The 22884-nt window shown below is 74.6% G+C and carries 18 protein-coding genes and 1 rRNA gene; 10 read left to right on the forward strand and 9 right to left on the reverse strand.

Annotated elements, in window-relative coordinates; all coding sequences use genetic code 11:
* Window positions 1–202: 202 nt before the first annotated feature.
* Window positions 203–319 (forward strand): 5S ribosomal RNA (rrf, locus tag K353_RS10155).
* A gap of 91 nt (window positions 320–410) precedes the next feature.
* On the opposite strand, the gene K353_RS36495 is transcribed toward rrf, so the two are convergent.
* From K353_RS36495 to K353_RS10185, 6 genes are all read right to left on the reverse strand, one after another.
* Entirely contained in the window at window positions 411–1223 is an 813-nt protein-coding gene (locus K353_RS36495; RefSeq protein ID WP_111553263.1) for a nucleotidyltransferase domain-containing protein, read from the reverse strand.
* Between the two features lie 69 nt (window positions 1224–1292).
* Window positions 1293–2606, reverse strand: a complete 1314-nt coding sequence (locus K353_RS10165; protein WP_111553264.1) for a DUF58 domain-containing protein — start codon at window positions 2604–2606, stop codon at window positions 1293–1295.
* Between the two features lie 67 nt (window positions 2607–2673).
* Window positions 2674–3690 (reverse strand): AAA family ATPase, encoded by a 1017-nt coding sequence (locus K353_RS10170; protein WP_370447583.1) that lies wholly within the window; start codon window positions 3688–3690, stop codon window positions 2674–2676.
* Complete coding sequence (locus K353_RS10175) at window positions 3669–4910, reverse strand: DUF4350 domain-containing protein (RefSeq protein ID WP_111553266.1); 1242 nt, start codon at window positions 4908–4910, stop codon at window positions 3669–3671. The genes K353_RS10170 and K353_RS10175 overlap by 22 nt, the downstream gene beginning before the upstream one ends.
* The gene (locus K353_RS10180; protein ID WP_111553267.1) at window positions 4907–5584 is read right to left on the reverse strand and encodes a DUF4129 domain-containing protein; all 678 of its coding nucleotides are present in this window, start codon (window positions 5582–5584) and stop codon (window positions 4907–4909) included. Before K353_RS10180 ends, K353_RS10175 begins: the two co-directional genes overlap by 4 nt.
* A 4-nt stretch (window positions 5585–5588) precedes the next feature.
* A complete protein-coding gene (locus K353_RS10185) occupies window positions 5589–6647 on the reverse strand; it encodes a glycerophosphoryl diester phosphodiesterase membrane domain-containing protein (protein ID WP_111553268.1) in 1059 nt (352 codons plus the stop codon).
* Between the two features lie 226 nt (window positions 6648–6873).
* Between K353_RS10185 and mtrA the strand changes: the two genes are divergently transcribed.
* The 3 genes from mtrA to K353_RS10200 are packed head-to-tail and all read left to right on the forward strand — an operon-like array spanning window position 6874 to window position 11514.
* Window positions 6874–7551 (forward strand): MtrAB system response regulator MtrA, encoded by a 678-nt coding sequence (gene mtrA / locus K353_RS10190; RefSeq protein ID WP_030459579.1) that lies wholly within the window; start codon window positions 6874–6876, stop codon window positions 7549–7551.
* Between the two features lie 2 nt (window positions 7552–7553).
* Window positions 7554–9653 (forward strand): MtrAB system histidine kinase MtrB, encoded by a 2100-nt coding sequence (gene mtrB / locus K353_RS10195; RefSeq protein WP_111553269.1) that lies wholly within the window; start codon window positions 7554–7556, stop codon window positions 9651–9653.
* The gene (locus K353_RS10200) at window positions 9628–11514 is read left to right on the forward strand and encodes an LpqB family beta-propeller domain-containing protein (RefSeq protein WP_146616435.1); all 1887 of its coding nucleotides are present in this window, start codon (window positions 9628–9630) and stop codon (window positions 11512–11514) included. The genes mtrB and K353_RS10200 overlap by 26 nt, the downstream gene beginning before the upstream one ends.
* On the opposite strand, the gene K353_RS10205 is transcribed toward K353_RS10200, so the two are convergent.
* Complete coding sequence (locus K353_RS10205; RefSeq protein WP_111553271.1) at window positions 11502–12260, reverse strand: ComF family protein; 759 nt, start codon at window positions 12258–12260, stop codon at window positions 11502–11504. The two genes, K353_RS10200 and K353_RS10205, sit on opposite strands and share 13 nt — an antisense overlap.
* A 369-nt stretch (window positions 12261–12629) precedes the next feature.
* On the opposite strand from K353_RS10205, the gene hpf reads away from it, so the two are divergent.
* Both hpf and K353_RS10215 read left to right on the forward strand, forming a co-directional pair.
* On the forward strand, window positions 12630–13322 hold the full coding sequence (hpf, locus tag K353_RS10210) for a ribosome hibernation-promoting factor, HPF/YfiA family (RefSeq protein WP_111553272.1): 693 nt from the start codon (window positions 12630–12632) through the stop codon (window positions 13320–13322).
* Between the two features lie 261 nt (window positions 13323–13583).
* Complete coding sequence (locus K353_RS10215) at window positions 13584–14309, forward strand: response regulator transcription factor (protein WP_111553273.1); 726 nt, start codon at window positions 13584–13586, stop codon at window positions 14307–14309.
* A 115-nt stretch (window positions 14310–14424) separates the two neighbouring features.
* Here the strand turns inward: K353_RS10215 and K353_RS10220 are convergent, their stop codons facing one another.
* Window positions 14425–15636 carry a winged helix-turn-helix domain-containing protein gene (locus K353_RS10220; RefSeq protein ID WP_111553274.1) on the reverse strand — a complete coding sequence of 404 codons (1212 nt, stop codon included), beginning with the start codon at window positions 15634–15636 and terminating at the stop codon, window positions 14425–14427.
* A gap of 219 nt (window positions 15637–15855) precedes the next feature.
* Between K353_RS10220 and secA the strand changes: the two genes are divergently transcribed.
* The gene (gene secA / locus K353_RS10225) at window positions 15856–18636 is read left to right on the forward strand and encodes a preprotein translocase subunit SecA (RefSeq protein ID WP_111553275.1); all 2781 of its coding nucleotides are present in this window, start codon (window positions 15856–15858) and stop codon (window positions 18634–18636) included.
* A gap of 113 nt (window positions 18637–18749) precedes the next feature.
* Here the strand turns inward: secA and K353_RS10230 are convergent, their stop codons facing one another.
* Window positions 18750–19334 (reverse strand): Rv3235 family protein, encoded by a 585-nt coding sequence (locus K353_RS10230; RefSeq protein WP_111553276.1) that lies wholly within the window; start codon window positions 19332–19334, stop codon window positions 18750–18752.
* A 334-nt stretch (window positions 19335–19668) separates the two neighbouring features.
* Between K353_RS10230 and K353_RS10235 the strand changes: the two genes are divergently transcribed.
* From K353_RS10235 to K353_RS10245, 3 genes are all read left to right on the forward strand, one after another.
* On the forward strand, window positions 19669–20178 hold the full coding sequence (locus tag K353_RS10235; protein WP_111553277.1) for a hypothetical protein: 510 nt from the start codon (window positions 19669–19671) through the stop codon (window positions 20176–20178).
* A gap of 593 nt (window positions 20179–20771) precedes the next feature.
* Window positions 20772–21956 (forward strand): MFS transporter, encoded by a 1185-nt coding sequence (locus K353_RS10240; RefSeq protein ID WP_111553278.1) that lies wholly within the window; start codon window positions 20772–20774, stop codon window positions 21954–21956.
* A 32-nt stretch (window positions 21957–21988) separates the two neighbouring features.
* Window positions 21989–22816 carry an aldo/keto reductase gene (locus tag K353_RS10245; RefSeq protein WP_111553279.1) on the forward strand — a complete coding sequence of 276 codons (828 nt, stop codon included), beginning with the start codon at window positions 21989–21991 and terminating at the stop codon, window positions 22814–22816.
* The last annotated feature ends 68 nt before the right edge of the window (window positions 22817–22884 follow it).

A 22884-nucleotide genomic window follows, 5' to 3' on the forward strand; every position in this document is an offset into this window, starting at 1 on the left:
TGAGCACTCCCACCTCCTTGAGAGGGTAAGGCTCCCAGTAGACGACTGGGTTGATAGGCCGGATATGGAAGCCCTGTGAGGGGTGGAGTTGACCGGTACTAATAGGCCGAGGGCTTGTCCTCAGTTGCTCGCGTCCACTGTGTTGTTCTGAAACAACGACCCCCACCCCGCCACGGGTGGGCGGTGCACAGTTTCACCGTGTTTCGGTGGTCATAGCGTGAGGGAAACGCCCGGTTACATTCCGAACCCGGAAGCTAAGCCTCACAGCGCCGATGGTACTGCAGGGGGGACCCTGTGGGAGAGTAGGACGCCGCCGAACAATCTTTCAAAGAAAGGGCCCCAGCCTCACGGCTGGGGCCCTTTCTGCATGTCCGGGGCAGGGCACTTCACCCGGCGGAAGGCGAGGTGGTTCATCGGGTGGGGAGGGTGTCGAGGGCGGCGTCGAGTTCGGCGAAGAGGGCGGTGGGGAGGGACTGGCCGTGGCGGGTGGCGAGGGTGGTCCAGAGGCGCTGGCCGAGGGTGCTGGCGGCGCGTAGGGCGGTGGTGAGGGCGTGGGCGTCGGCGGGGGCGGTGGCCGCGCGGAGGGCGGCCGTGGTGGTGGGGGAGAGCTCGTGTTCGGCGGCGCGGGACGGGGTCAGCCAGTGGGCGGTGGAGTTCTCGGCGAGGCGGGCCATCCAGAGGAGGTGGCGGTGGGCGTGGCCGAGGGCGTCCCAGGCGCGGAGGTGTTCGCCGCGGGCGGTCAGGTGGTGGGCGAGGACCAGCCAGTTGACGAGCGGGTCGCAGTGGCGGGTGAGGACGTCGGGGTCGTCGAGGGCGGGGGCGCGGTGCCGGGGGAGGGCCGCGAGGACGGGGGCCAGGGCGCCGCTGCGGTCGACCAGGAGCATGCGGTCGACGGCGGCGCCGCGGGCGGGCCAGGTGGCGACGGTGGGGATGTCGTCGGCGGTGGCGAAGTGGAACTCGCCGCGGACCAGGCCGGGGAAGAAGGCCACGTGGGAGCCGAACTCGTTGAGCAGGACGTGGCTGGTCGGCGCGATCGCGGCGCACCACGCGGCCGGGTCGATCTCGGCGCGGCGGCGCGGGGTGAAGAACAGCCAGAACTCGATGTCGCTGTGGGCGTCCGCCTCGCCGGCGGCGAACGAGCCGTACATCAGGGCGGCGTCCAGGCCGCGGTCGGTTTCGCAGGCGGTGCGGACGCGGGCGATCAGTTCTTCTTGGTACAGCACCCGGGCATCCAAGCAACCGCGGGCGGGGACGGCAACGCGGTTTTCGACGGAGGCGGGGGAGACGGGTGGTCAGAGGCGGCCGGCGGCCTTGAGGGCGAGGTAGGCGTCGGCGAGGGCGGGGGCGACGGTCTCGGGTGGGGCGTCCAGGACGGTGACGCCGCGGCGGGTGAGGAGGTCGGCGGTGCGGCGGCGGTCGGCGCGGGTCTGTTCGGCGGCGGCGGCGCCGTAGACGTCGCGGACGGTGGTGCGGGGGGCGCGGGCGAGTTCGTCCAGGCGGGGGTCGGCGACGGAGGCGAGGACGACCTCGTGGCGCTTGGTGAGGAGGGGGAGTCGGGGGAGCAGCGACTCCTGGATCTGGTGCGCGTCGAGGCCGGTGAGCAGGACGATCAGGGAGCGCTGCGGGGCCATCCGCAGGGCGGTGGAGGTGAGGGCGCGCAGGTCGGTCTCGATCAGGGCGGGTTCGAGCAGGGCCATCGCCTCGGTGAAGGCGGGGAGCACCTCGGCGGGGGAGCGTCCGGCGACGGCGGCGCGGCGGTGGCGGTCGTGGGCGAGCAGGTCGACCCGGTCGCCGGCCTTGGTGGCGAGGGCGGTGAGCAGCAGGGCGGCGTCCAGGGCGGCGTCCAGGCGGGGGGCGTCGCCGACCCGGCCGGCGGAGGTGCGGCCGGTGTCGAGGACGATCAGGACGTGCCGGTCGCGTTCGGGGCGCCAGGTGCGGACGGCGACGGTGCTGCGGCGGGCGCTGGCCCGCCAGTCGATGGAGCGGACGTCGTCGCCGGGGAGGTACTCGCGCAGGGAGTCGAACTCGGTGCCCTGGCCGCGGGTCAGGACGGAGGTGCGGCCGTCGAGTTCGCGCAGCCGGGAGAGGCGGGAGGGGAGGTGCTTGCGGCTGGTGAAGGGCGGCAGGGCGCGGATGCGGCAGGGGGCGTCCAGGGTGGCCTGGCGGCCGGCCAGGCCGAGCGGGCCGAGGGAGCGGACGGTGACCTGGCCGGCGTGGTGGTCGCCGCGCCGGGTGGGGGCGAGCGGGGTGGTGAGGCGGCGGCGCTCGCCGGCGGGGACGGTGACGGTGTGCCGGGAGGCGGCGTACGCGGTGCCGGGGGCCCAGGCGGCGGGGTACCAGGCGTCGCGGACCAGGGCGCGCAGCGGGCGGCCGGAGGGGTTGGTGACGAGCAGGTCGACGCTGGTGGGTTCGCCGAGGCGGACGGTGGGGGCGCCGGAGCGTTCCAGGCGCAGGCGGCGGACCGGGGCGGCGAGCAGCAGGTCGGCGGCGACGGCGGCGAGCAGGGGCAGCACGACCGCGCCGATGCCCGTCCAGGAGGGCAGGGCCAGTCCCACCAGGAGGGCGCCGAGGGCGGCGACGAGGGCCGTTCGGCCGGTCAGGGCCATGGGGTGCTGGCTCGCTTTCTGGGGGTGGGGGCGGCGGTGGGCCGGGGTGGTGCCCGGCCCGGGCGGGCTACCGGGGCGCGGGCGTCTGGGCGAGGACGGCCTGGATGACGCTGTCGGCGGTGGTGCCCTCCATCTCGGCCTCGGCCCGGAGCTGGACGCGGTGGCGCAGGGTGGGCAGGGCGAGCGCCTTGACGTCGTCGGGGGTGACGTAGTCGCGGCCGGCCAGCCAGGCCCAGGCCCGGGAGGTGTTGAGCAGGGCGGTGGCGCCGCGCGGGGAGACGCCCATGGCGAGCGAGGGCGACTGCCGGGTGGCCCGGACCAGGTCGACGATATAGGCGAGGACCTCGGGGGAGACGGTCAGCCCGGCGATCTCGGCGCGGGCGGCGGCCAGGTGCGCGGCGGTGGCGACGGGGCGGACGCCGGCCGCGGCGAGGTCGCGCGGGTCGAAGCCGTTGGCGTGCCGGGACAGGACCTGGAACTCCTGGTCGCGGGTGGGCAGCGGGAGGATCAGCTTGAGCAGGAAGCGGTCGAGCTGGGCCTCGGGCAGCGGGTAGGTGCCCTCGTACTCGACCGGGTTCTGGGTGGCGGCGACCAGGAACGGCTCGGGGAGCGCGCGGGGCTCGCCGTCGACGGTGACCTGGCGCTCCTCCATGGCCTCCAGCAGGGACGCCTGGGTCTTGGGCGGGGTGCGGTTGATCTCGTCGGCGAGCAGCAGGTTGGTGAAGACCGGGCCGGGCTGGAAGGAGAACTCGGCGGTGCGGGTGTCGTAGACCAGGGAGCCGGTGACGTCGCCGGGCATCAGGTCGGGGGTGAACTGGATGCGCTTGGTGCCCACGTCGAGGGCGGTGGCCAGGGTGCGCACCAGCAGGGTCTTGGCGACGCCGGGGACGCCCTCCAGCAGGACGTGGCCGCCGCAGAGCAGGGCCACGACGATGCCGGTGACGGCGGCGTCCTGGCCGACCACGGCCTTGGCGATCTCCTCGCGCAGGCCGGTGAGGGCGGCGCGGGCGTCGCCGGACCGGTCCGGGACGGTCTTGAGCAGCTGGTCGGTCACGGCTTCGGTCACGGCTGTCGTACCTGCCATTCCATGTCGTCGAGGTCGTCGGCGAGCCGCAGCAGCGCGGCGTCGTCGGTGGGGGCCGGGCCGTACAGCAGGTGCTGGAGGTCGGCGGCGGGGCGGCCGAGCCGGGCGGCGGCGGCCTCGGTGAGGGCGGCCGGGTCCGGGTCCCCGGTGGTGTGCGGGAGGCCGAGGGCGGTGGCGGCCCGGTGGCGGGCGGCGCGGCGCAGCGTCTCGGCGGCGTGGCCGCGGGCGTTCGCCCGGTGGTAGAGCCGGGCGCGGCCCTCGGTGGTCTCGGAGGCGCGGACCACGGCGGGCAGCCGTTCGGTGAGCACCGGGCCGAGGCGGCGGCCGCGCCAGAGGGCGGCGAGCAGGCCGGCCACGGCGAGTTGCAGGGTGCCCCAGTACCAGCCGGCGGGGATGAAGTCGCCCAGGGTCCGGGGCTGTTCGGGGGCGGCGTAGTCGTTCGGGCCGAGGGTCTGCCAGACCAGGTGCGGGTCGGTGCCGAGCAGGCCGAGGGCGAGGGCGGCGTTCCCCTCGTGGTCGAGCTGTCCGTTGGTGAGCGGGGCGCCGGTGCCCAGGGCGATCACCTGCTGGTCGCCGAGGGTGCGGCTGACCAGCAGGTGGTGTCCGGCCGCGGGGTAGCAGCCGGTGTCGCCGGGGCGGCCCTGGTAGCTCCGGCCGCCGAGGGTGGCGGTGCCGGCCCGGGCGGCCTCGGGCAGCGGGCAGGACGGGGCGACGGGGAGGGTGGTGCCGCTGCCGGAGAGCGCGTCGACGCCGGGGGCGAAGGCGTTCAGGGCCGGCTGGTCGGGGGCGATCAGGACGAGGCGGCTGCGGCGGCCGGGGGTGAGCGCGGCGAGGGCGGCGAGGTCGCGGTAGGCGAGTTCGCCGGGGCGGGTGAGAACGAGGGTGGTGTCGTCGGCGCGCAGGGCGGCGGCGAGTTCGGCGGGGCCGGCGGCGGTGCGGGAGTCGATGCCGTGCTGCCGCAGCAGCTGGTCGGCGGCGCGGGTGCCGTCGGGGTCGCCGGAGCGCGGGTCGAGCGGGTCGTGGGCGGAGCTGCCGGGGATGCCGGCGACCAGGGTGCCGACCAGGGCCAGGACCAGGGCGGCCAGCAGCCACCAGCGGGAGCGCCGCCACAGCGCGCCCAGGCGGCTGCGGGGGGCCGGCCCGGCCGGTCCGGCGGACGGCGGGGCGGCGGGGTCGTCGGCGGGCTCGGCGGTGGCGGGTGGCGGGGCGGTGGTGGTCATGCGGTTCCTCCGCCGGCCGGGACGGGCGTGGGGCGGGTGCGCCCGAGGGCGTGGTCGAGGTCGGCGAGCAGCCGGTAGGCGCGTTCGTCGGCGGGGTGGTCGCCGAACGCGATGTCGTCGAACAGCCGTGCCGCGGAGGCGAGTTCGGTGGCGTGCCGGGGCAGGGCGCGGCCTGCTTCGGCGGCGGCCTCGCCGGCGGTGCGGCCGGGCCGGGGGGAGAGCACGGTGCGTTCCTCCAGCCCGCGGACCAGGGCGCGCATCTGGTCGCGGACGGCGTCGGCCCAGGCGCCGGCGGCGGCGTGCGCGGCGGCGTCGGCGCGGTACCGGGCGGCGCTGCGCGGCCCTTCGGCGCCGGCGAACAGGGTGCCGGTGGAGCGGGCCGCCCGGCGGGGCGCGCCGTAGCGCCACCAGGCCAGGCCGGCCAGGGCCAGCAGGACGACCAGCAGCACGACGAGCGCGGCGTTGCCGCCGCCGCCGAGCGGTGCGGCGAAGCCGTCGAAGGCCCGGCCGATCCGGTCGCCGATCCAGTCCGTGACGCGTTCGACGACGCCGGGGTCGTGCTGGTGGTAGACGGCCTTGCGGAGCTCCTCGTGCGCGGCGTCGCGGGCCGCGTCGCGCGGTACGTCGACGGGGGCGCCGTCCGCGAGCAGCGTCCCCTCCCCCCTGGTCCCCATCCGGTCAGACCCCCGAGGGGGCGGGCGCGGCGGCCCGGTCGGGGCCGGGTCGGTCGACGGCGCCGGTGAGTTCGAGGTCGAGCGCCTCGCGGCGGATCCGCCGGTCGGCGTAGACCAGGGCGAACAGGGCGCCGGCCAGCGGGACGGTGACGGTGTGGGCGAGGGTGCCGCCGACCGCGGTGACGGCGATGCCGACGGTGGCGTCGGTGTCGTCGCTGCCGAAGCCGTCGGAGAGGCCGACGACCAGGTCGGCGACCAGCCGGCCGGGGAGGAGCAGCACCTCGGTGAGGAAGTACAGGCAGATCGAGAACACCAGCAGCAGGGCGAAGACCCGCCACCAGGCGCCGCGGACCAGCCGCCAGGAGCGCTTGAGGGCGTGGCCGACGGACTGCTTCTCCAGCATCAGCGCGGGCAGGGCGAGCAGCAGCCGCACCGAGAGCCAGACCGCGGGCAGCGGGGCGAGGACCAGCAGGACCAGCCAGCCGGGCTGGTCGGTGGCGGCGGCCAGCAGGGCCAGCAGGCCGACCGGGACGGCGAGCGCGCCGATCAGGACGGCGGCCACCAGCAGGTACAGGCCGAGCAGCCGGCCGAGCCGGGGGCGGACCTGGGCCCAGGCCGCCCGGAGCGTGGTGTCCCGGCCGGTGAGGGCGTTGCCGACGACGGGGGCGAGCAGTCCGGCGGCCAGGACGCTGACCAGGGCGGCGACCGGGCGGGTGAAGAACGAGGAGAACGCCGCCTCGACGTCGGTGCCGTTGAGGTGGATCCACCAGTCGACGCCGGCCTGGACGAGTTCGACGACCGCGCCGAGGCCCAGGCCGAGCCCGAACGCGGCCCGCCAGTTGCGGCGGACCAGCGCGAACGCACCGTCCATCAGCTCGCCGAAGCCGAGCGGCCGCAGCGGGATCAGCGGGGTGCCCGGGAGGGCGGGGGCGGCCTCCGCCGGGGCGGGGGTCGCGGGGGCGCCGGGAGCGAGGGCGGCGGTGGCGGCCGGGTGGCCGGTTCCCGCGGTGCCGGGCGGTGGCTCAGGAGAACCGGGTGGGGTCCAGCCCGGGGTCTCGGTCATCGAGGCTCCTCGTCGGGGCACCCTGGCTCGGGTGCTTCGGGGTGCTTATCGTGCCACGGTGCGCACGCGCACCCCAGGGGTGTCCCGTTGCTGATCCACAACGGTCCGGCCGAGGACCCCGGGTCACGGCCTTTGCGATGGTATGACTGCTTCGGCGGGGGGTCGGGGCGCGGTACGGCGGGGCCGTGCGGCGCAGGTCACATTCGGGTGATGAGAAGATGGAGACATGAAGGGACGCGTCCTCGTCGTCGATGACGACACCGCACTGGCCGAGATGCTCGGCATCGTGCTGCGGGGTGAAGGTTTTGAGCCGTTTTTCGTCGCTGACGGGGACAAGGCGCTGGCCGCCTTCCGGGAGACCAAGCCGGACCTCGTCCTGCTGGACCTGATGCTGCCCGGACGGGACGGCATCGACGTCTGCCGGCAGATCCGGGCCGAGTCGGGCATCCCGATCGTCATGCTGACCGCGAAGACCGACACGGTCGACATCGTGGTCGGCCTGGAGTCGGGCGCGGACGACTACGTGACCAAGCCGTTCAAGCCCAAGGAACTGGTCGCCCGGGTGCGGGCCCGGCTGCGCCGGGCCGAGGAGCCCACCCCGGAGCAGCTGACCATCGGGGACCTGGTGATCGACGTCGCCGGGCACTCCGTCAAGCGCGAGGGCCGCGGCATCCCGCTGACCCCGCTGGAGTTCGACCTGCTGGTCGCGCTGGCCCGCAAGCCCTGGCAGGTGTTCACCCGCGAGGTGCTGCTGGAGCAGGTCTGGGGCTACCGGCACGCGGCCGACACCCGGCTGGTCAACGTCCACGTGCAGCGCCTGCGCTCCAAGATCGAGAAGGACCCGGAGCGTCCGGAGATCGTGGTCACCGTGCGCGGCGTCGGGTACAAGGCCGGGCCCAGCTGAGGATGAGCGAGGCGAGGGCTGACGGCTCCCCGGCGGAGGAGCACTCCGGCGGGGAGCCCGCGGTGCGCGGCGACGTGCTGAGTTCCACCACCGGCCGGCCGCGCCGGCGGTGGTGGGCGGCGCTGTTCGCGCCCGTGGTCCGCCCGTTCCGGCATCCGGTGGGCCGGCTGCTGGCGCTGTACCGCCGCTCGATCCAGCTGCGGGTGGTCGCGACGACCCTGCTGCTGTCCTTCGTGGTGGTGCTGGTGCTCGGCGTGGTGGTGGTCGCCCAGGTGCGCACCGGCCTGCTGGAGACCAAGCAGAAGTCCGCCCACGGGCAGGCCCTCGGCGGTTTCCAGATCGAGCAGGACAAGATCAACGAAGCGATCAACCTGCAGAACAAGGGCGGCGCCACCGTCGACCCGACCCGCGACCAGATCAACGCCTGGCTGACCAAGCAGGTCTCCGACCTGGCCTCCGGCGGCGCCGGCGTCTACTCGGTGATCGCGCTCGCCCCCGGCGGCCAGCAGGCCAGCGCCTCCAGCGCCGACCTGCGCGGCGCCCGCTACTCCGGCTCGATCCTCCCCGACTCGATCACCCCCGCGCTGCGCGCCCAGGTCGCCGCCGACCAGGCCAACCCGCAGGAGCAGCAGGTCAGGCTGCACCGCGCCCCGGACAGCCAGGCCAAGCCGGACGACGACAAGGGCCTGGCGATCGGCAAGCAGTTCACCGGCCCGGACGGCAACCCGTACCAGCTCTACTACGTCTTCTCCTTCTACCAGGAGACCTCCACCCTCAACCTGGTGATCGGCACCCTGGCCACCGCCGGGCTGTTCCTGGTGATCCTGCTCGGCTGCATCGCCTGGGTGGTGGTCCGCCAGGTCGTCACGCCGGTGCGGATGGCCGCCGGGATCTCCGAGCGGCTCGCCGCCGGGCACTTCGACGAGCGGATGAAGGTCACCGGCACCGACGACATCGCCCGGCTCGGCGAGTCGTTCAACCGGATGGCCAACGGCCTGCAGGCGCAGATCCGCAAGCTGGAGGAGCTGTCCCGGGTGCAGCGCCGGTTCGTCTCGGACGTCTCGCACGAGCTGCGCACCCCGCTGACCACCGTCCGGATGGCCGCCGACCTGATCTACGACAGCCGCGAGGACCTGGACCCGATGGCGGCCCGCTCCGCCGAGCTGCTCCAGGACCAGCTGGACCGCTTCGAGTCGCTGCTCGCCGACCTGCTGGAGATCAGCCGGTTCGACGCGGGCGCGGCGATCCTGGACGCCGAACCGGTCGACCTGCGGGACATCGTGACCCGGGTGGTGGAGGCCGCCGACCCGCTGGCCCGGGCCAAGGGCAGCGCGGTGCTGATCCGCGGCGCCGAGAACCCGGTGCTCGCCGAGGTCGACGGCCGCCGGATCGAGCGCATCCTGCGCAACCTGGTGGTCAACGCGCTGGAGCACGGCGAGGGCCGGGACGTGGTGATCCGGCTCGGCTCCGCCGAGGGCGCGGTCGCCGTCGGCGTGCGCGACTACGGCATCGGCCTCAAGCCGGGCGAGGCGTCCCGGGTGTTCCACCGCTTCTGGCGGGCCGACCCGTCCCGGGTGCGGACCACCGGCGGCACCGGCCTGGGCCTGTCCATCGCGGTCGAGGACGCCCACCTGCACGGCGGCTGGCTGCAGGCCTGGGGCGAGCCCGGCGGCGGCTCGCACTTCCGGCTGACCCTGCCGCGCACCCGCGGCGGCGAGATCTCCCGGGCCCCGTTCCGGCTGGAGCCGGAGGACTCCCGCTACAACCGCGGGATGTCCTCGGCCGGCGCCCCCTACCGCCGCACCGCGCGCGGCACGGCCGCGCTGCCCGGCGGCGAGTCCACCGCCGTCCCGGAGACCCCGGACACCGACCGGCACGCCTTCGGCTCCGGCATCGGCGGCGTGCTCAGCATCGGCCCCGGCCTGGGCCGGCCCGCCGCCGCCCCGGTCTCCGACCCGTCGGACGTCACGGGCTACGGCGCCACCGGCGCGCAGATCGTGGTCGACCGGGCCCGGCCGACCCAGCCGGGCCCGCCCGCACCGGACGGCGCCGACACCGACCAGAAGGGGACCGCCGGTGCGCAGGACCGACAGGACGGCTGACCGGCGGGCCCTCGCGGTGGGCTGGGCGGTGCTGCTGGCGACCGCCGCCACCGGCTGCGTCTCGATGCCCTCGGGCGGCGCCCCGCAGCGCCTGGAGGTCTCGCAGAACGCCGCCGACGCCCTCCAGGTGCACGTCTACCCCGTCGCCCCGCACAAGGGCGAGACCCCCCGGGACCTGCTGGCCGGCTTCCTGGACTCCTCCAACGCCGACCAGGCCGACTACGACACCGCCAAGCAGTACCTGACCGCCGTCGCGGCCCAGAACTGGAAGCCCGACGCGGGCGTGGTGGTGCTGGCCGGCGCCCCGAACTCGCCCCCCGGGCTGCCCCCCGCGGAGGACGCCGTCTCCGTCGAACTGCAGGTCACGGGCAAGCAGGTCGCCGCGCTCGACGCCAAGCACAGCTACCAGGCCCACTCCAACGACCCGTACGAGCGGACCTTCGTCTTCGTGAAGGAGTCCGACGGCCCGAACAAGGGCGAGTGGCGGATCAGCGACCTGCCCGACGGCCTGATCGTCGACCAGACCAACTTCAAGAACACCTACAAGCCGGTCCACCGCTACTTCTTCGCCCAGGCCGACCCCTCCGCCGCCCCCTCGCAGACCTCCCCGGTGCTGGTGCCCGACCCGATCTACCTGCGCCGCCGAATAGACCCGCTCACCGAGGCCGCCCAGGCCACCGCCGACGGGCCCTCGCGCTGGCTCGGCCCGGTGGTGACCTCCAGGCTCGACGACGTCCGGGTGCTCGGCGCCTCGGTCGGCGACAACCGGACGGCCACCGTCCGGCTGGAGGGCGGCGACCCGGCCGCCTGCAAGCAGATGGCCCAGCAGCTCTTCCAGACCCTGGCCGACCAGCAGAGCAAACTGGACCGGCTCGACCTGTCGATGACCGGCGGCGGTGGCTGCTCGCTCAGTAGCGCCGAGGCCGCGCTGGTCGCCCCCGGCGTGCTGGCCGGCACCGACGACGGCGTCGCCGCGTACATCCAGCTGGACGACGGCCGGCTCACCCGCTACCAGGACACCGGCCTCGACCCGGTCCCCGTCCCCGGGGTGCTCGGGCAGGCCCCGCAGCCCGGCCAGTTCCGGCCCGGCAACGCCGCCGTCGCGGTCCGCCGGGACGGCGGCGCCGCCGCGGTGGTCGGTGCCGACGGCCGCGACCTGGTGGAGGCCGAGCTGGCCGACGGCGCCAAGTACGGCGAGCCGGTCGTGCACAGCCGCGCCCCCCAGCCCGGCCAGGGACTGGCCTCGCCCAGCTGGGACGGGCGGCAGGACCTGTGGCTGGTCGACCGCGACCCGGCCTCGCCCAAGGTGCTGATGGTGCGTGACCGCACCGTCGCCACGGTGCAGGTCGACGGGCTGAACGGGCAGAGCGTGCAGTCGCTGCGGATCTCCTCCGACGGCACTCGGATCGCCCTGCTGGTCCGCCGCGGCGACGGCCCGACCACCCTGCTGCTCGGCCTGGTTCAGCACGGCGGCACCGCGCAGCAGCCGACCGCCCGGATCACCGCGCTGCGCGACGTCGCGCCGCAGCTGACCGAGGTCGCCGCCGTCTCCTGGGGCGACACCGACCAGCTGGTGGTGCTCGGCAAGGAGGCCGACCGGCTCCAGCAGCTGCACTTCCTGGGCACCGACGGCTCGCAGTCCACCGACTCCCCGCTCCAGGGCGGCGATTCGATGACCGCGCTGTCCGCGACCGAGGCCCGGCTGCCGGCCGGCCCCGGCGGGCCGGCGGGCTCGGGCGGTCCGGCCGGTTCGGCCGTGCTCGCCTCCTCGGAGCGCGGCCTGTCGCTGCTCAAGGACAACCAGTGGCACGAGGTGCCCACCAAGGGGAAGACCGCCACGGCGTTCATCTACCCGGGCTGAGCCCGCCCGCGGCCCCGGCCTCCCCGGTCCCGCCGGGCGGCGGCCGCGACGGTGGCGGCCGCCCGCGGCGGGCAGCCCGCCGCGCGCAGCGCCCGGGCCGCCTCGGCCAGGCTCGCCCCGGTGGTCACCAGGTCGTCCACCAGCACCAGTCGGTGCCCGGCCAGCCGCCGGGCGTCCCGGGCCGGCACGGCCAGCGCCCCGTCCAGGTTGCGGCGGCGCTCGGCGGCGCCCAGGCCCGCCTGGTCGGCCACCGGACGGCTGTGCCGCAGCACCGGCGCGACCAGGGTGGCGACGCCGCCGCGGCGCAGTTCGCGGGCCGCGGCCCGGGCCAGCCGCAGCGTCGGGTCGTGGCCGCGGGCCCGGGTGGCGGCCCGGGCCGAGGGCACCGGCACCAGCAGCAGCGGGGCGGCGCCCGCGCCGGTCGCGGAGCGCACGGCGGCGGCCAGCGCGGTGCCCAGCGGGGCGGCCAGCCGGAGCGCGCCGCGTTCCTTGTGGGCGAGCAGTAGTTGGCGCACCGGCCCGGCGTAGCGGGCGGCGGCGTGCACCGGCGGCAGCCCGGGCGGCGGGCGGTGCGGCCCGGCCGGCCCGGCGGCGGCGCCGTCCAGCAGCGCGCGGCAGGGCGGGCACAGGCCGGTGAGGCCGCTTCCGCAGCCGGCGCAGCGGGCGGGGAGCAGCAGGTCGAGCAGGGCGGCGAGGACCGGGGCCGGACCGGATCCGGGCTGGTGGGCGGTGCTGCGGCTGGTCACGGAACCCCTCCGGGACGCCCGCCGGGCGGCGGCATCAGCCATACGGTGGGCGGTGCCGGGCGTGTTGTCCAGCCGTTCGCCGATGTTTCACCCGTAAGTGGGTAGACAGGGGGGAACAGCCGGGCCGCCGGCCGGACCTCGTTACGGTCGTCCGACTGGGGAGGCGAGATCCCCGCGTCAGGTGTTGCATGAGATTTCCAGGGGTTTCGAATTCTCCTGGTGGGGAGGAAGTGAGGTAAGGGCCGGCGGTCCTCGCGGGTTCCCCGGGCGGTGTTCCGGGGGGCGGGCGGCGGCCGACTGGTCCGGCTGGGTCTCACGCCGGTTCGGGACGCACTCCGAGCCGGTCAGCACGAGGGATCGGAGTTCTGCGTGGACATCGTCGTCAAGGGCCGCAAGACCGAGGTGCCCAAGAGGTTCCGCGAGCACGTGGCCGAGAAGCTGGAGAAGGTCCAGAAGTTCGACACCAAGGCGATCAGCCTGGATGTCGAGGTGTCCAAGGAGCCCAACCCGCGCCAGGCCGACCGCGCCGACCGGGTGGAGATCACCCTCCGCAGCCGGGGCCCGGTGATCCGGGCCGAGGCGTCCGCCAGCGACCCGTGGGCGGCCCTGGACCTCGCCTCCGCGAAGCTGGAGGCGCAGCTGCGCAAGTCCGCCGACCGCCGCCGGGTGCACAAGGGCGGGGTCAACGGGCGGACGCCGCTCAGCGTCGCCGCGGCGACCGCCGCGCTGGCCGACCTGCCCGCCACCGAGGCCGCCCCGGAGACCGACGGCGCGGCCCGCCGGACCGTGGCGGGCAGCTTGGAGGTGGAGGGCGACGGGCCGCTGGTGGTCCGCGAGAAGACGCACGCCGCGGCGCCGATGTCGCTGGACCAGGCGCTGTACGCGATGGAGCTGGTGGGCCACGACTTCTACCTCTTCCAGGAGAAGGACAGCGGCCTGCCGAGCGTGGTCTACCGCCGGCACGGCTACCACTACGGCGTGATCCACCTCAAGGAGGACCAGGCCGCCGCCGCGGACGTCGCGGGGGCGGGCGGCGCGATCAACGGGCCCGACGAGGAGTAGGCGGGACCGACGGCGGGCCCCGCCCGCGGCCGGAGCACCACGGTGGCCCCGGCGGCCCTCCCGGCCGCCGGGGCCACCGGCGTATGCGGGGGCCGCCAGCGCGTGCGCGGGCCGACGGTGGGGCTGCCGGGACGGGTGGGACGGACCGGGGCGGGCGGGGTCACCCAGCCGGGCGGTTCGACGGCGCAGGGTGATCGCGGCGGGTCCGGGCCGTGGAATGATGGGCGCGTCGGACGTGACCGGAGGGCGGGGGAGGAGCGGATGGCGGAGCTGTCGCGCGAGCGGCTGGGGCCCGGGGACGCCGGCTTCCCGCCGCGCCGGGAGGAGCCGATCCGGGTGCTGGTGGTGGACGACCACGCGCTGTTCCGCCGCGGCCTGGAGATCGTGCTCGCCGAGGAGCCGGACATCCGGGTGATCGGCGAGGCCGGGGACGGCGCGGAAGCCGTGCTGAAAGCCGCCGACCTGCTGCCGGACATCATCCTGATGGACGTCCGGATGCCCCGGCGCAGCGGCATCGAGGCGTGCACCGCGATCAAGGACGTGGTGCCCAGCGCCAAGATCATCATGCTGACGATCAGCGACGAGGAGGCCGACCTCTACGAGGCGATCAAGGCGGGGGCCACCGGTTACCTGCTGAAGGAGATCTCCACCGACGAGGTGGCCACCGCGATCCGCGCGGTGGCCGACGGGCAGTCGCAGATCAGCCCGTCGATGGCGGCCAAGCTGCTGACCGAGTTCAAGTCGATGATCCAGCGCCGCTCGGACGACCGGGAGCTGCTGCCCGCGCCCCGGCTGACCGACCGGGAGCTGGAGGTGCTCAAGCTGGTGGCCACCGGGATGAACAACCGGGAGATCGCCAAGGAGCTGTTCATCAGCGAGAACACGGTGAAGAACCACGTGCGCAACATCCTGGAAAAGCTCCAACTGCACTCCAGGATGGAGGCGGTGGTGTACGCGATGCGTGAGAAGATCCTCGAAATAGGCTGAGCGCGCGCCGGGAACGGCCGTCGGACCCGACCGGGCCCGGCGGCCGTCGCCGTTCGGCCCATCAGCCGCTCGGCCGGGCATGGCTCGGCCCGGCCGCCGCTCGGCCGACCCCGGTTCAGCCCAGCAGCCGTTCCAGCTCCGGTCGCAGCGACTCGTCCGCCAGCCGCTCCACCCGGACGTCCGAGCAGCCCACCCAGTCGGCGGCCTCGCGCAGCGCCTCGGCCAGCGCGGGGACGAACTTCGGCGCGTCCAGCGAGACCTGACGGGCCACCAGGACGCCGCCCTCGCGGGCCGGGTCGACCCGGCCGACCAGCCGGCCGGCGGCCAGCAGCGGCATCGCGAAGTAGCCGTGCACCCGCTTGTGCTTGGGGGTGTACGCCTCCAGGCGGTGGCTCATGCCGAAGATCCGCTCGGTGCGCGGGCGGTCCCAGACCAGCGAGTCGAACGGGGAGAGCAGGGTGGTGCGGTGGCGCCCGCGCGGCTCCGCGGCCAGCGCCGCCGGGTCGGCCCAGGCGGGGGCGCCCCAGCCCTCCACCTCGACCGGGACCAGGCCCGACTCCGGGAGCGCGGCGGCCAGTTGGGCGCCCTTGAGGCGGTGGTAGTCCATCAGGTCGGCCCGGGTGGCCACGCCCAGCGCGGCCCCGGCCTGCGCCACCAGCCGCACCAGGCACTCGGCGTCGGTCGGGTCCTGCCCGAACAGCTCGGCGGGGACGGCCCGTTCGGCCAGGTCGTAGACCCGCTTCCAGCCGCGCCGCTCGGTGACCACCACGTCACCGAAGGCGAGCGCCCGTTCCACGGCGATCTTGGTGTCGGACCAGTCCCACCACTCGGAGGTCCGCTTGGCGCCGCCGAGCGCGGTGGAGGTCAGCGGGCCCTCGGCGCGCAGCTGGTCGATCACCCGGGCGTACGCCTCCGGCGAGACCCGGTGGCCCCAGACCCGGCCCTCGTCCCGGTAGGCGCGGCGGCGGAACGCGAACAGCGGCCACTCCTCGATCGGCAGCACGCAGGCCGCGTGCGACCAGTACTCGAAGGCGGTGCCCCGGCCCCAGTACGCCTGCTCGACCGGGCGGCGGCCGACCGCGCCGAGCCGGGCGTACGGCACCAGCTCGTGCGAGCGGGCCAGCACCGAGATGGTGTCCAGCTGGACGGCGCCGAGCTGCCGCAGCACGCCCCGCGGGCCGGAGCGGCGGTCGGGGGAGCCGAGCAGGCCCTGGGCGCGCAGCGCGAGCCGACGGGCGTGGTCGGCGGTGATCCGGACGGCGGGCCCGGGCGTCGCGGCGGCCGCGGCGGAGGTTTCGGGGAACGTCTCGGCAAAGGTCTCGGCCATGGGGCGAGGCTAGGCGCCGGCACTGACAACCGGCCGTCGGCGAACCGCTTTGACCGTTTGGACCCGGCATCGGACGATGTGCTCCCAGGGGTGACACAGGAATACCGTGCTGACGGACCTCCCGGCCGCTCGGACTCCTCGCATACGATGGCCCGTACGGTGGGGTGGACTCCCCACCGGCAGTCATCCAGAGCCGAATGAGGCAAGGAGCCCGCTCACGTGTCCGTCTTCGACAAGATCCTGCGCGCAGGCGAGGGCAAGATCCTCCGCAAACTGCAGCGGATCGCCGCCCAGGTCAACTCGATCGAAGAGGACTTCGTCAACCTCACCGACGAAGAGCTGCGCGCGCTGACCGACGAGTACAAGACCCGCCTGGCCGACGGCGAGAGCCTCGACGACATCCTCCCCGAGGCGTTCGCGACCGTCCGCGAGGCCGCCAAGCGCGTGCTGGGGCAGCGCCACTACGACGTGCAGATCATGGGCGGCGCCGCCCTGCACCACGGGCACGTCGCGGAGATGCGCACCGGCGAGGGCAAGACCCTGGTCGGCACCCTGCCCGCGTACCTGAACGCGCTGACCGGCAAGGGCGTGCACCTGATCACCGTCAACGACTACCTCGCCGAGCGCGACTCGGAGTGGATGGGCCGGGTGCACCGCTTCCTGGGCCTGGAGGTCGGCGTGATCCTGGCGAACATGTCGCCGGCCGAGCGCAAGCGCCAGTACGGGATGGACATCACGTACGGCACCAACAACGAGTTCGGCTTCGACTACCTGCGCGACAACATGGCGTGGTCGCAGGACGAACTGGTGCAGCGCGGCCACAACTTCGCGATCGTCGACGAGGTCGACTCGATCCTGATCGACGAGGCCCGCACCCCGCTGATCATCTCGGGCCCGGCGGACCAGGCCACCAAGTGGTACAACGACTTCGCCAAGCTGGTGCAGCGCCTCAAGATCGACCGCGACTACGAGGTCGACGAGAAGAAGCGCACCGTCGGCATCCTGGAGGAGGGCGTCTCCCGGGTCGAGGACTACCTGGGCATCGACAACCTCTACGAGTCGGTGAACACCCCGCTGGTCGGCTTCCTGAACAACGCCATCAAGGCCAAGGAGCTCTACAAGGTCGACAAGGACTACGTCGTCATCAACGGCGAGGTCATGATCGTCGACGAGCACACCGGCCGCATCCTGGCCGGCCGCCGCTACAACGAGGGCATGCACCAGGCGATCGAGGCCAAGGAAGGCGTCGAGGTCCAGAACGAGAACCAGACGCTGGCCACCATCACCCTGCAGAACTTCTTCCGCCTGTACGACAAGCTGTCCGGCATGACCGGTACCGGCACCACCGAGGCGGCCGAGTTCCACCAGATCTACAAGCTCGGCGTGGTCCCGATCCCGACCAACAAGAGCCCCAAGCGGATCGACCAGCCCGACCTGATCTACAAGTCCGAGCCGGCCAAGTTCGCCGCCGTGGTCGAGGACATCGCCAAGCGCCACGAGGACGGCCAGCCGGTCCTGGTCGGCACCGTCTCGGTCGAGAAGTCCGAGTACCTGTCGCAGGAGCTGCGCAAGCGCGGCATCCCGCACGAGGTGCTGAACGCCAAGCACCACGAGCGCGAGGCGCAGATCGTCGCGCAGGCCGGCCGCAAGGGCGCCGTCACCGTCGCCACCAACATGGCCGGCCGCGGCACCGACATCATGCTCGGCGGCAACCCCGAGCACCTGGCCGCCGCCGAGCTGGCCCAGCGCGGCATCACCCCGGAGGAGACCCCGGAGGAGTACGAGGCCGCGCTGCCCGCCGCGATGGAGAAGGCCAAGGCCGCGGTCAAGGCGGAGCAGGAGGAGGTGCAGGAGATCGGCGGCCTGTACGTCCTGGGCACCGAGCGGCACGAGTCCCGCCGGATCGACAACCAGCTGCGCGGCCGCTCCGGCCGCCAGGGCGACCCGGGCGAGTCCCGGTTCTACCTGTCGCTGGGCGACGACCTGATGCGCCTGTTCAAGGCCGGCATGGTCGAGCGCGTGCTGTCGATGGCGAACGTCCCGGAGGACGTGCCGATCGAGTCGAAGATGGTCACCCGCGCCATCGCCTCCGCGCAGACCCAGGTCGAGCAGCAGAACTTCGAGATCCGCAAGAACGTCCTCAAGTACGACGAGGTCCTCAACCGCCAGCGCGAGGTCATCTACGGCGAGCGCCGCCGCGTCCTGGAGGGCGAGGACCTGCAGGAGCAGGTCGGCCACTTCATGGACGACACCGTCGCCGCGTACGTCAACGCCGCCACCGGCGAGGGCTTCGAGGACGACTGGGACCTCGACAAGCTGTGGACCGCGCTCAAGCAGCTCTACCCGGTCTCGCTCGACCTGGACGAGCTGGAGGAGGAGGCCGCGGACCAGGGCGGTCTCACCCCCGAGTACCTCACCAAGGCCATCCAGGAGGACATCGCCGCCGCGTACGGCCGCCGCGAGGACCAGCTCGGCGAGCAGATCATGCGCGAGCTGGAGCGCCGGGTCGTCCTCTCGGTGCTGGACCGCCGCTGGCGCGAGCACCTCTACGAGATGGACTACCTCCAGGAGGGCATCGCGCTGCGCGCCTACGCCCAGCGCGACCCGCTGGTCGAGTACCAGCGCGAGGGCTTCGACCTGTTCTCCGCGATGATGGAGGGCATCAAGGAGGAGTCCGTCGGCTACCTGTTCAACCTGGAGGTCCAGGTCGAGCAGCAGGTCGAGGAGGTCCCGGTCCCGGACGACGAGCAGGTGCTGCTCGACAAGCTGGAGAAGGACGCCGCCGTCCCGGCCGCCCGCCCGGAGATCCGCGCCAAGGGCCTGGAGGCCCCCGAGCGCAAGAAGCTCCACTACATCGCCCCCTCCGACCAGGTCGGCGGCGGCGTGATCGAGGGCGACTTCGAGGAGGACGGGCCGCTCGACGAGGGCGACGGACTGACCCGCGCCGAGCGCCGCAAGGCCGCCAAGGCGGCGAAGGGCGGCCGGCGCCGCAAGGCCTGAGCCCGGACCGGCACCGGCACCGGCAACGGTTTCCACTGCCGCTGCCGCTGCCGCTTCCGCCGAATGGGGCGCCGCTTCCTCCGGGGGGCGGCGCCCCGCCGCGTTCCCGGGCCTCATCCGGTCTCCACGGCGGCGCACTGCCACTGGCCGGTGCGGGTGTGCCGCTCCAGCCGGAAGGCCAGCAGGTGGTGCCGGGGACCGAGCTCCACCCGTACGCACGCCTCCACCGCGCCCGGGCCCGGCGCGCAGTCGTGCACCCGGCCCAGCCGCGGGCGCTGGGTGCGGCCGCGCGGGCGCAGCGGGCCGGTCCGGACCAGCGCGGCGAGCTGGTGGAAGCCCGGCAGGGTGGTGTGCCGCTGCAACTGGTGCACCGGGCGGGCCCCGCACAGCACCTCCACCAGCCGGTGCGCGAACCGCCCCGCGAGCTCGGCGTGCCCGCCGCCGCCGGGCGCGGCCGTCCGGGGCCGGTACGGCGGGCGGGGCCCGTCGCAGGCCGCGCGGGGGCTGCGGACCGGGCGGGGGCCGTCGCCGGGCGGGTGGGGGTGCGGGTACGAGTGCGGGTGCGTGGCCGGGGTCGGGGCCTGGGGCGGGTGGGGGTGGCGGACCGGTCGGCGGGTGGCGGGCGCGGGGCGGACCAGTGGACGGATCCGGGGGCCGGGCGTCCGGGTGAGCTGCTGCTCGGTCATCTGCTCGGTCATCGTGGCCCTCTCGGTGGCGGGAGTGTCGGGGGCGGTGCTGCTGTCGGGGCCTTTGCTACCGGGCGGGCGGAGGGCGGGCCAAGGGGTTTCCGGCTGCTGCGGCGACGCCCGGAAATCCACCCGTACGGGTGGCGGCCCGTCGGCCGCAACGGTGGCGCGGCCGGTGCCGGAGCGCGAAGTTGACGGCGGCTCGGGCAGCGGAACGGCCCGTAGGGGGACGTCGGCCGTGACCTGATCGGCGCAGGGGCCGGGCGCCGGAGGGCCATCGCGGGCCGCCCGGCGGGCTGCGTATTCTTGACCCGTCGCACAGTGAGACCGTCAGAAGGGTGCCCCGATGCGCGTGTACGTGCCGACCACGTTGAAGGACCTGGCGGTGGCGCACCCCGAGGGCGTCCTGGAGCAGAGCGTCGCCTACGCCGTGACGCCCGCGCTGCGCGAGTGGTACGTCAGCGACGACCTGGAGGAGCTGGAGTACGCGGCCCTCAACCGGGCGGCGCTCTCCTCGGTCCGGCTGCTGGCCGCCGACCCGGACGCCCCGCGCCGCCGGGTGGTGCTGGCCGCCGAGGTCGCCGACTCGGCGGTGACGCCGTTCCCCGGCGACGAGTACCAGGACCAGGCCTCGCTCGGCCGGGTCGTCCTGGCCGGCCCGATCCGCCTCGCCAAGGCCGCCGCGGTCCACGCCGACGACACCGACCCGGACGTCCTGGCCGACGTGACGGCCGCCGCCGGCGCGGTCACCGCCGCGGACGGCGGCGACCAGGACGCGCAGTTCACCGTCGACGGCGCGGAGGACCACGAACTGCTCTGGTTCGCGATCCAGGAGATCCCCGGCCTGATCGCCTGACCGCCCGACGGCCCGACCGCCCGACCCCGCACCACCCGAAGACCCCGCCACGGCTCCCGGCCGTGGCGGGGTCTCCGCGTTGCGGGCCGGGGCGGGCCGGGAGGACGGGCCTGCGGCGCTCCACGGGCCGGGTTCAGCGCCGCCCGGTGGGCTCGCCACGGGTCGCAGCGGGGTCGCCGGGGCGGGGGCTTCGGCGACCCGGGGCGGGTTTCTGTCGGCGGGTGTCCCGTGGGCTCGCCGCAGACGGTTTCGCCGGTTCGGGGCGGGCCTTGCGGCAGGTGCCGGGCAGGCGCGGGCGGTTCTCTGGCGCGGGGTGAGCCTTGTCGCGGGCGGTGGGGCACATGCGGGCTGAGGATGCCCGTCCCGCTGCTGTCGGCCTGCCGCAGGCGGCTTCGCGGGGTCGGGGCGGGTCTGCGGCGTCCCCCGGGGCGGGTGATGGTGGTCTCCCGGGTGGGTTGTCGGGGGCCGTGCCCTGGGCTCGCTGCTCGGGGGGTGGGACCGGGCTCAAGGTTCGTTGCGTTTGCAAGTGTGTGCGTGTGCAATTATTGTCTAAGCTTGTAAGGCGCACTGGCAATTGTATGGAGGTTCGCGTCATGCCCCTCGCGCTTCTCGCCCTGGCCATCGGGGCGTTCGGGATCGGCACCACCGAGTTCGTGATCATGGGGCTGCTGCCCGAGGTCGCGGCCGACTTCGGGGTGGGCATCCCGACCGCCGGTCTGCTGGTCACCGGCTACGCGTTCGGCGTGGTGGTCGGGGCTCCGTTGATGACCGTGCTCGGGACCCGGATCAGCCGCAAGCGGATGCTGATGCTGCTGATGGTGCTGTTCACCGCGGGCAACCTGCTGTCCGCGCTGGCGCCCGGGTTCGGGGCGATGCTCGCCGGGCGGATCGTCGCCTCGCTCGCGCACGGCGCGTTCTTCGGGATCGGGTCGGTGGTCGCCGCCGAGCTGGTCGCGCCGGAGCGGAAGGCCGGGGCGATCGCGACCATGTTCACCGGGCTGACGGTGGCCAACGTGGTCGGCGTGCCGCTGGGCACCTTCGTCGGCCAGCAGGTCGGCTGGCGGGCCACCTTCGCCGCCGTCGCCGCGCTCGGCGTGGTCGGGCTGCTCGGCATCGCCCGGCTGGTGCCGGAGCTGCCCCGGCCCGAGGGGGCGCACCTGCGGCGGGAGCTGGCGGCGTTCCGGAACGTCCAGGTGGTGCTGGCGATGGGCATGACGGTGCTCGGCTTCGGCGGGGTGTTCGCCGCGATCACCTACGTCAAGCCGATGATGACCGAGGTCGCCGGGTTCTCCGAGGGCGGGGTGACCTGGCTGCTGGCGCTGCTCGGGGTCGGCATGTTCCTGGGCAACCTGCTGGGCGGGCGGTTCGCCGACCGCCGGCTGATGCCGATGCTGTTCACCACCCTGGGCGCCCTGACCGTCGTGCTCGCCCTGTTCACCGTCACCGCGCACCACCGGGTCACCGCCGCCGTCACCCTGCTGCTGATCGGCGCGCTGGGCTTCGCCACCGTGCCGCCGCTGCAGAAGCGGGTCCTGGACCAGGCGCACGGCGCGCCGACGCTGGCCTCGGCCGTCAACATCGGAGCATTCAACCTGGGCAACGCGCTGGCCGCCTGGCTCGGCGGGGCGGTGATCACCGCCGGGTTCGGCTACACCGCCCCGAACTGGGTGGGCGCGCTGCTGGCCGGCTCCGCGCTGCTGCTGGCCGTGGCCTCGGCGGTGCTGGAGCGCCGCGCACCGGCCCCCGGCGCAGCCCGCGTCCCGGCCCTGAACCACTGAGAACCCTCGAACCCCCCGACTGGAGAAGGAACATGAGCACCACCGTCCCCCATGTGACCCTCAACAACGGCGTCGAGATGCCGCAGCTCGGCTTCGGCGTCTTCCAGGTCCCGGACGAGGAGACCACCGCGGCCGTCGCCGCCGCCCTGGAGGCCGGCTACCGCAGCATCGACACCGCCGCGGTCTACGGCAACGAGCACGGCGTCGGGAAGGCGCTGGCCGCGTCCGGGCTGCCGCGCGAGGAGCTGTTCGTCACCACCAAGCTGTGGAACGCCGACCAGGGCCACGACGAGACGCTGCGGGCCTTCGACGCCAGCCTCGACCGGCTCGGCCTGGAGTACGCCGACCTGTACCTGATCCACTGGCCCACCCCGGCCCGGGACCGGTACACCGACTCCTGGCGGGCGATCGGGGAGCTCGCCGCCGCGGGCCGGATCCGCGCCGCCGGCGTCTCCAACTTCCAGCCCGCGCACCTGACCCGGCTGATCGAGGCCGGCGGCCCCGTCCCGGCCGTCAACCAGGTCGAGCTGCACCCCGGCCTCCAGCAGGCCGAACTGCGCGCCTTCCACGCCGCGCACGGCATCGCCACCGAGGCGTGGAGCCCGCTCGCCCAGGGCGCCGTGCTGGACGACCCGGCGATCACCGCGATCGCCGAGCGCACCGGCAAGTCCCCCGCCCAGGTGGTGCTGCGCTGGCACCTCCAGCTCGGCAACCTGGTGATCCCCAAGTCGGTCACCCCGGCCCGGATCCGGCAGAACCTGGACGTCTTCGACTTCGCCCTCACCGAGGACGACCTGGCGGCGATCGCGGCCACCGACCGGGGCCTGCGCACCGGACCGGACCCGGACACCTTCAACTGACCCCGCCGGCGCTCACCCGCCCTCCCCGCGAGCACGGCACGGTGCCCCGGACGCCCAGGCGTCCGGGG

Source organism: Kitasatospora sp. SolWspMP-SS2h (assembly GCF_003259315.1).
Lineage (GTDB): Bacteria > Actinomycetota > Actinomycetes > Streptomycetales > Streptomycetaceae > Kitasatospora > Kitasatospora fiedleri.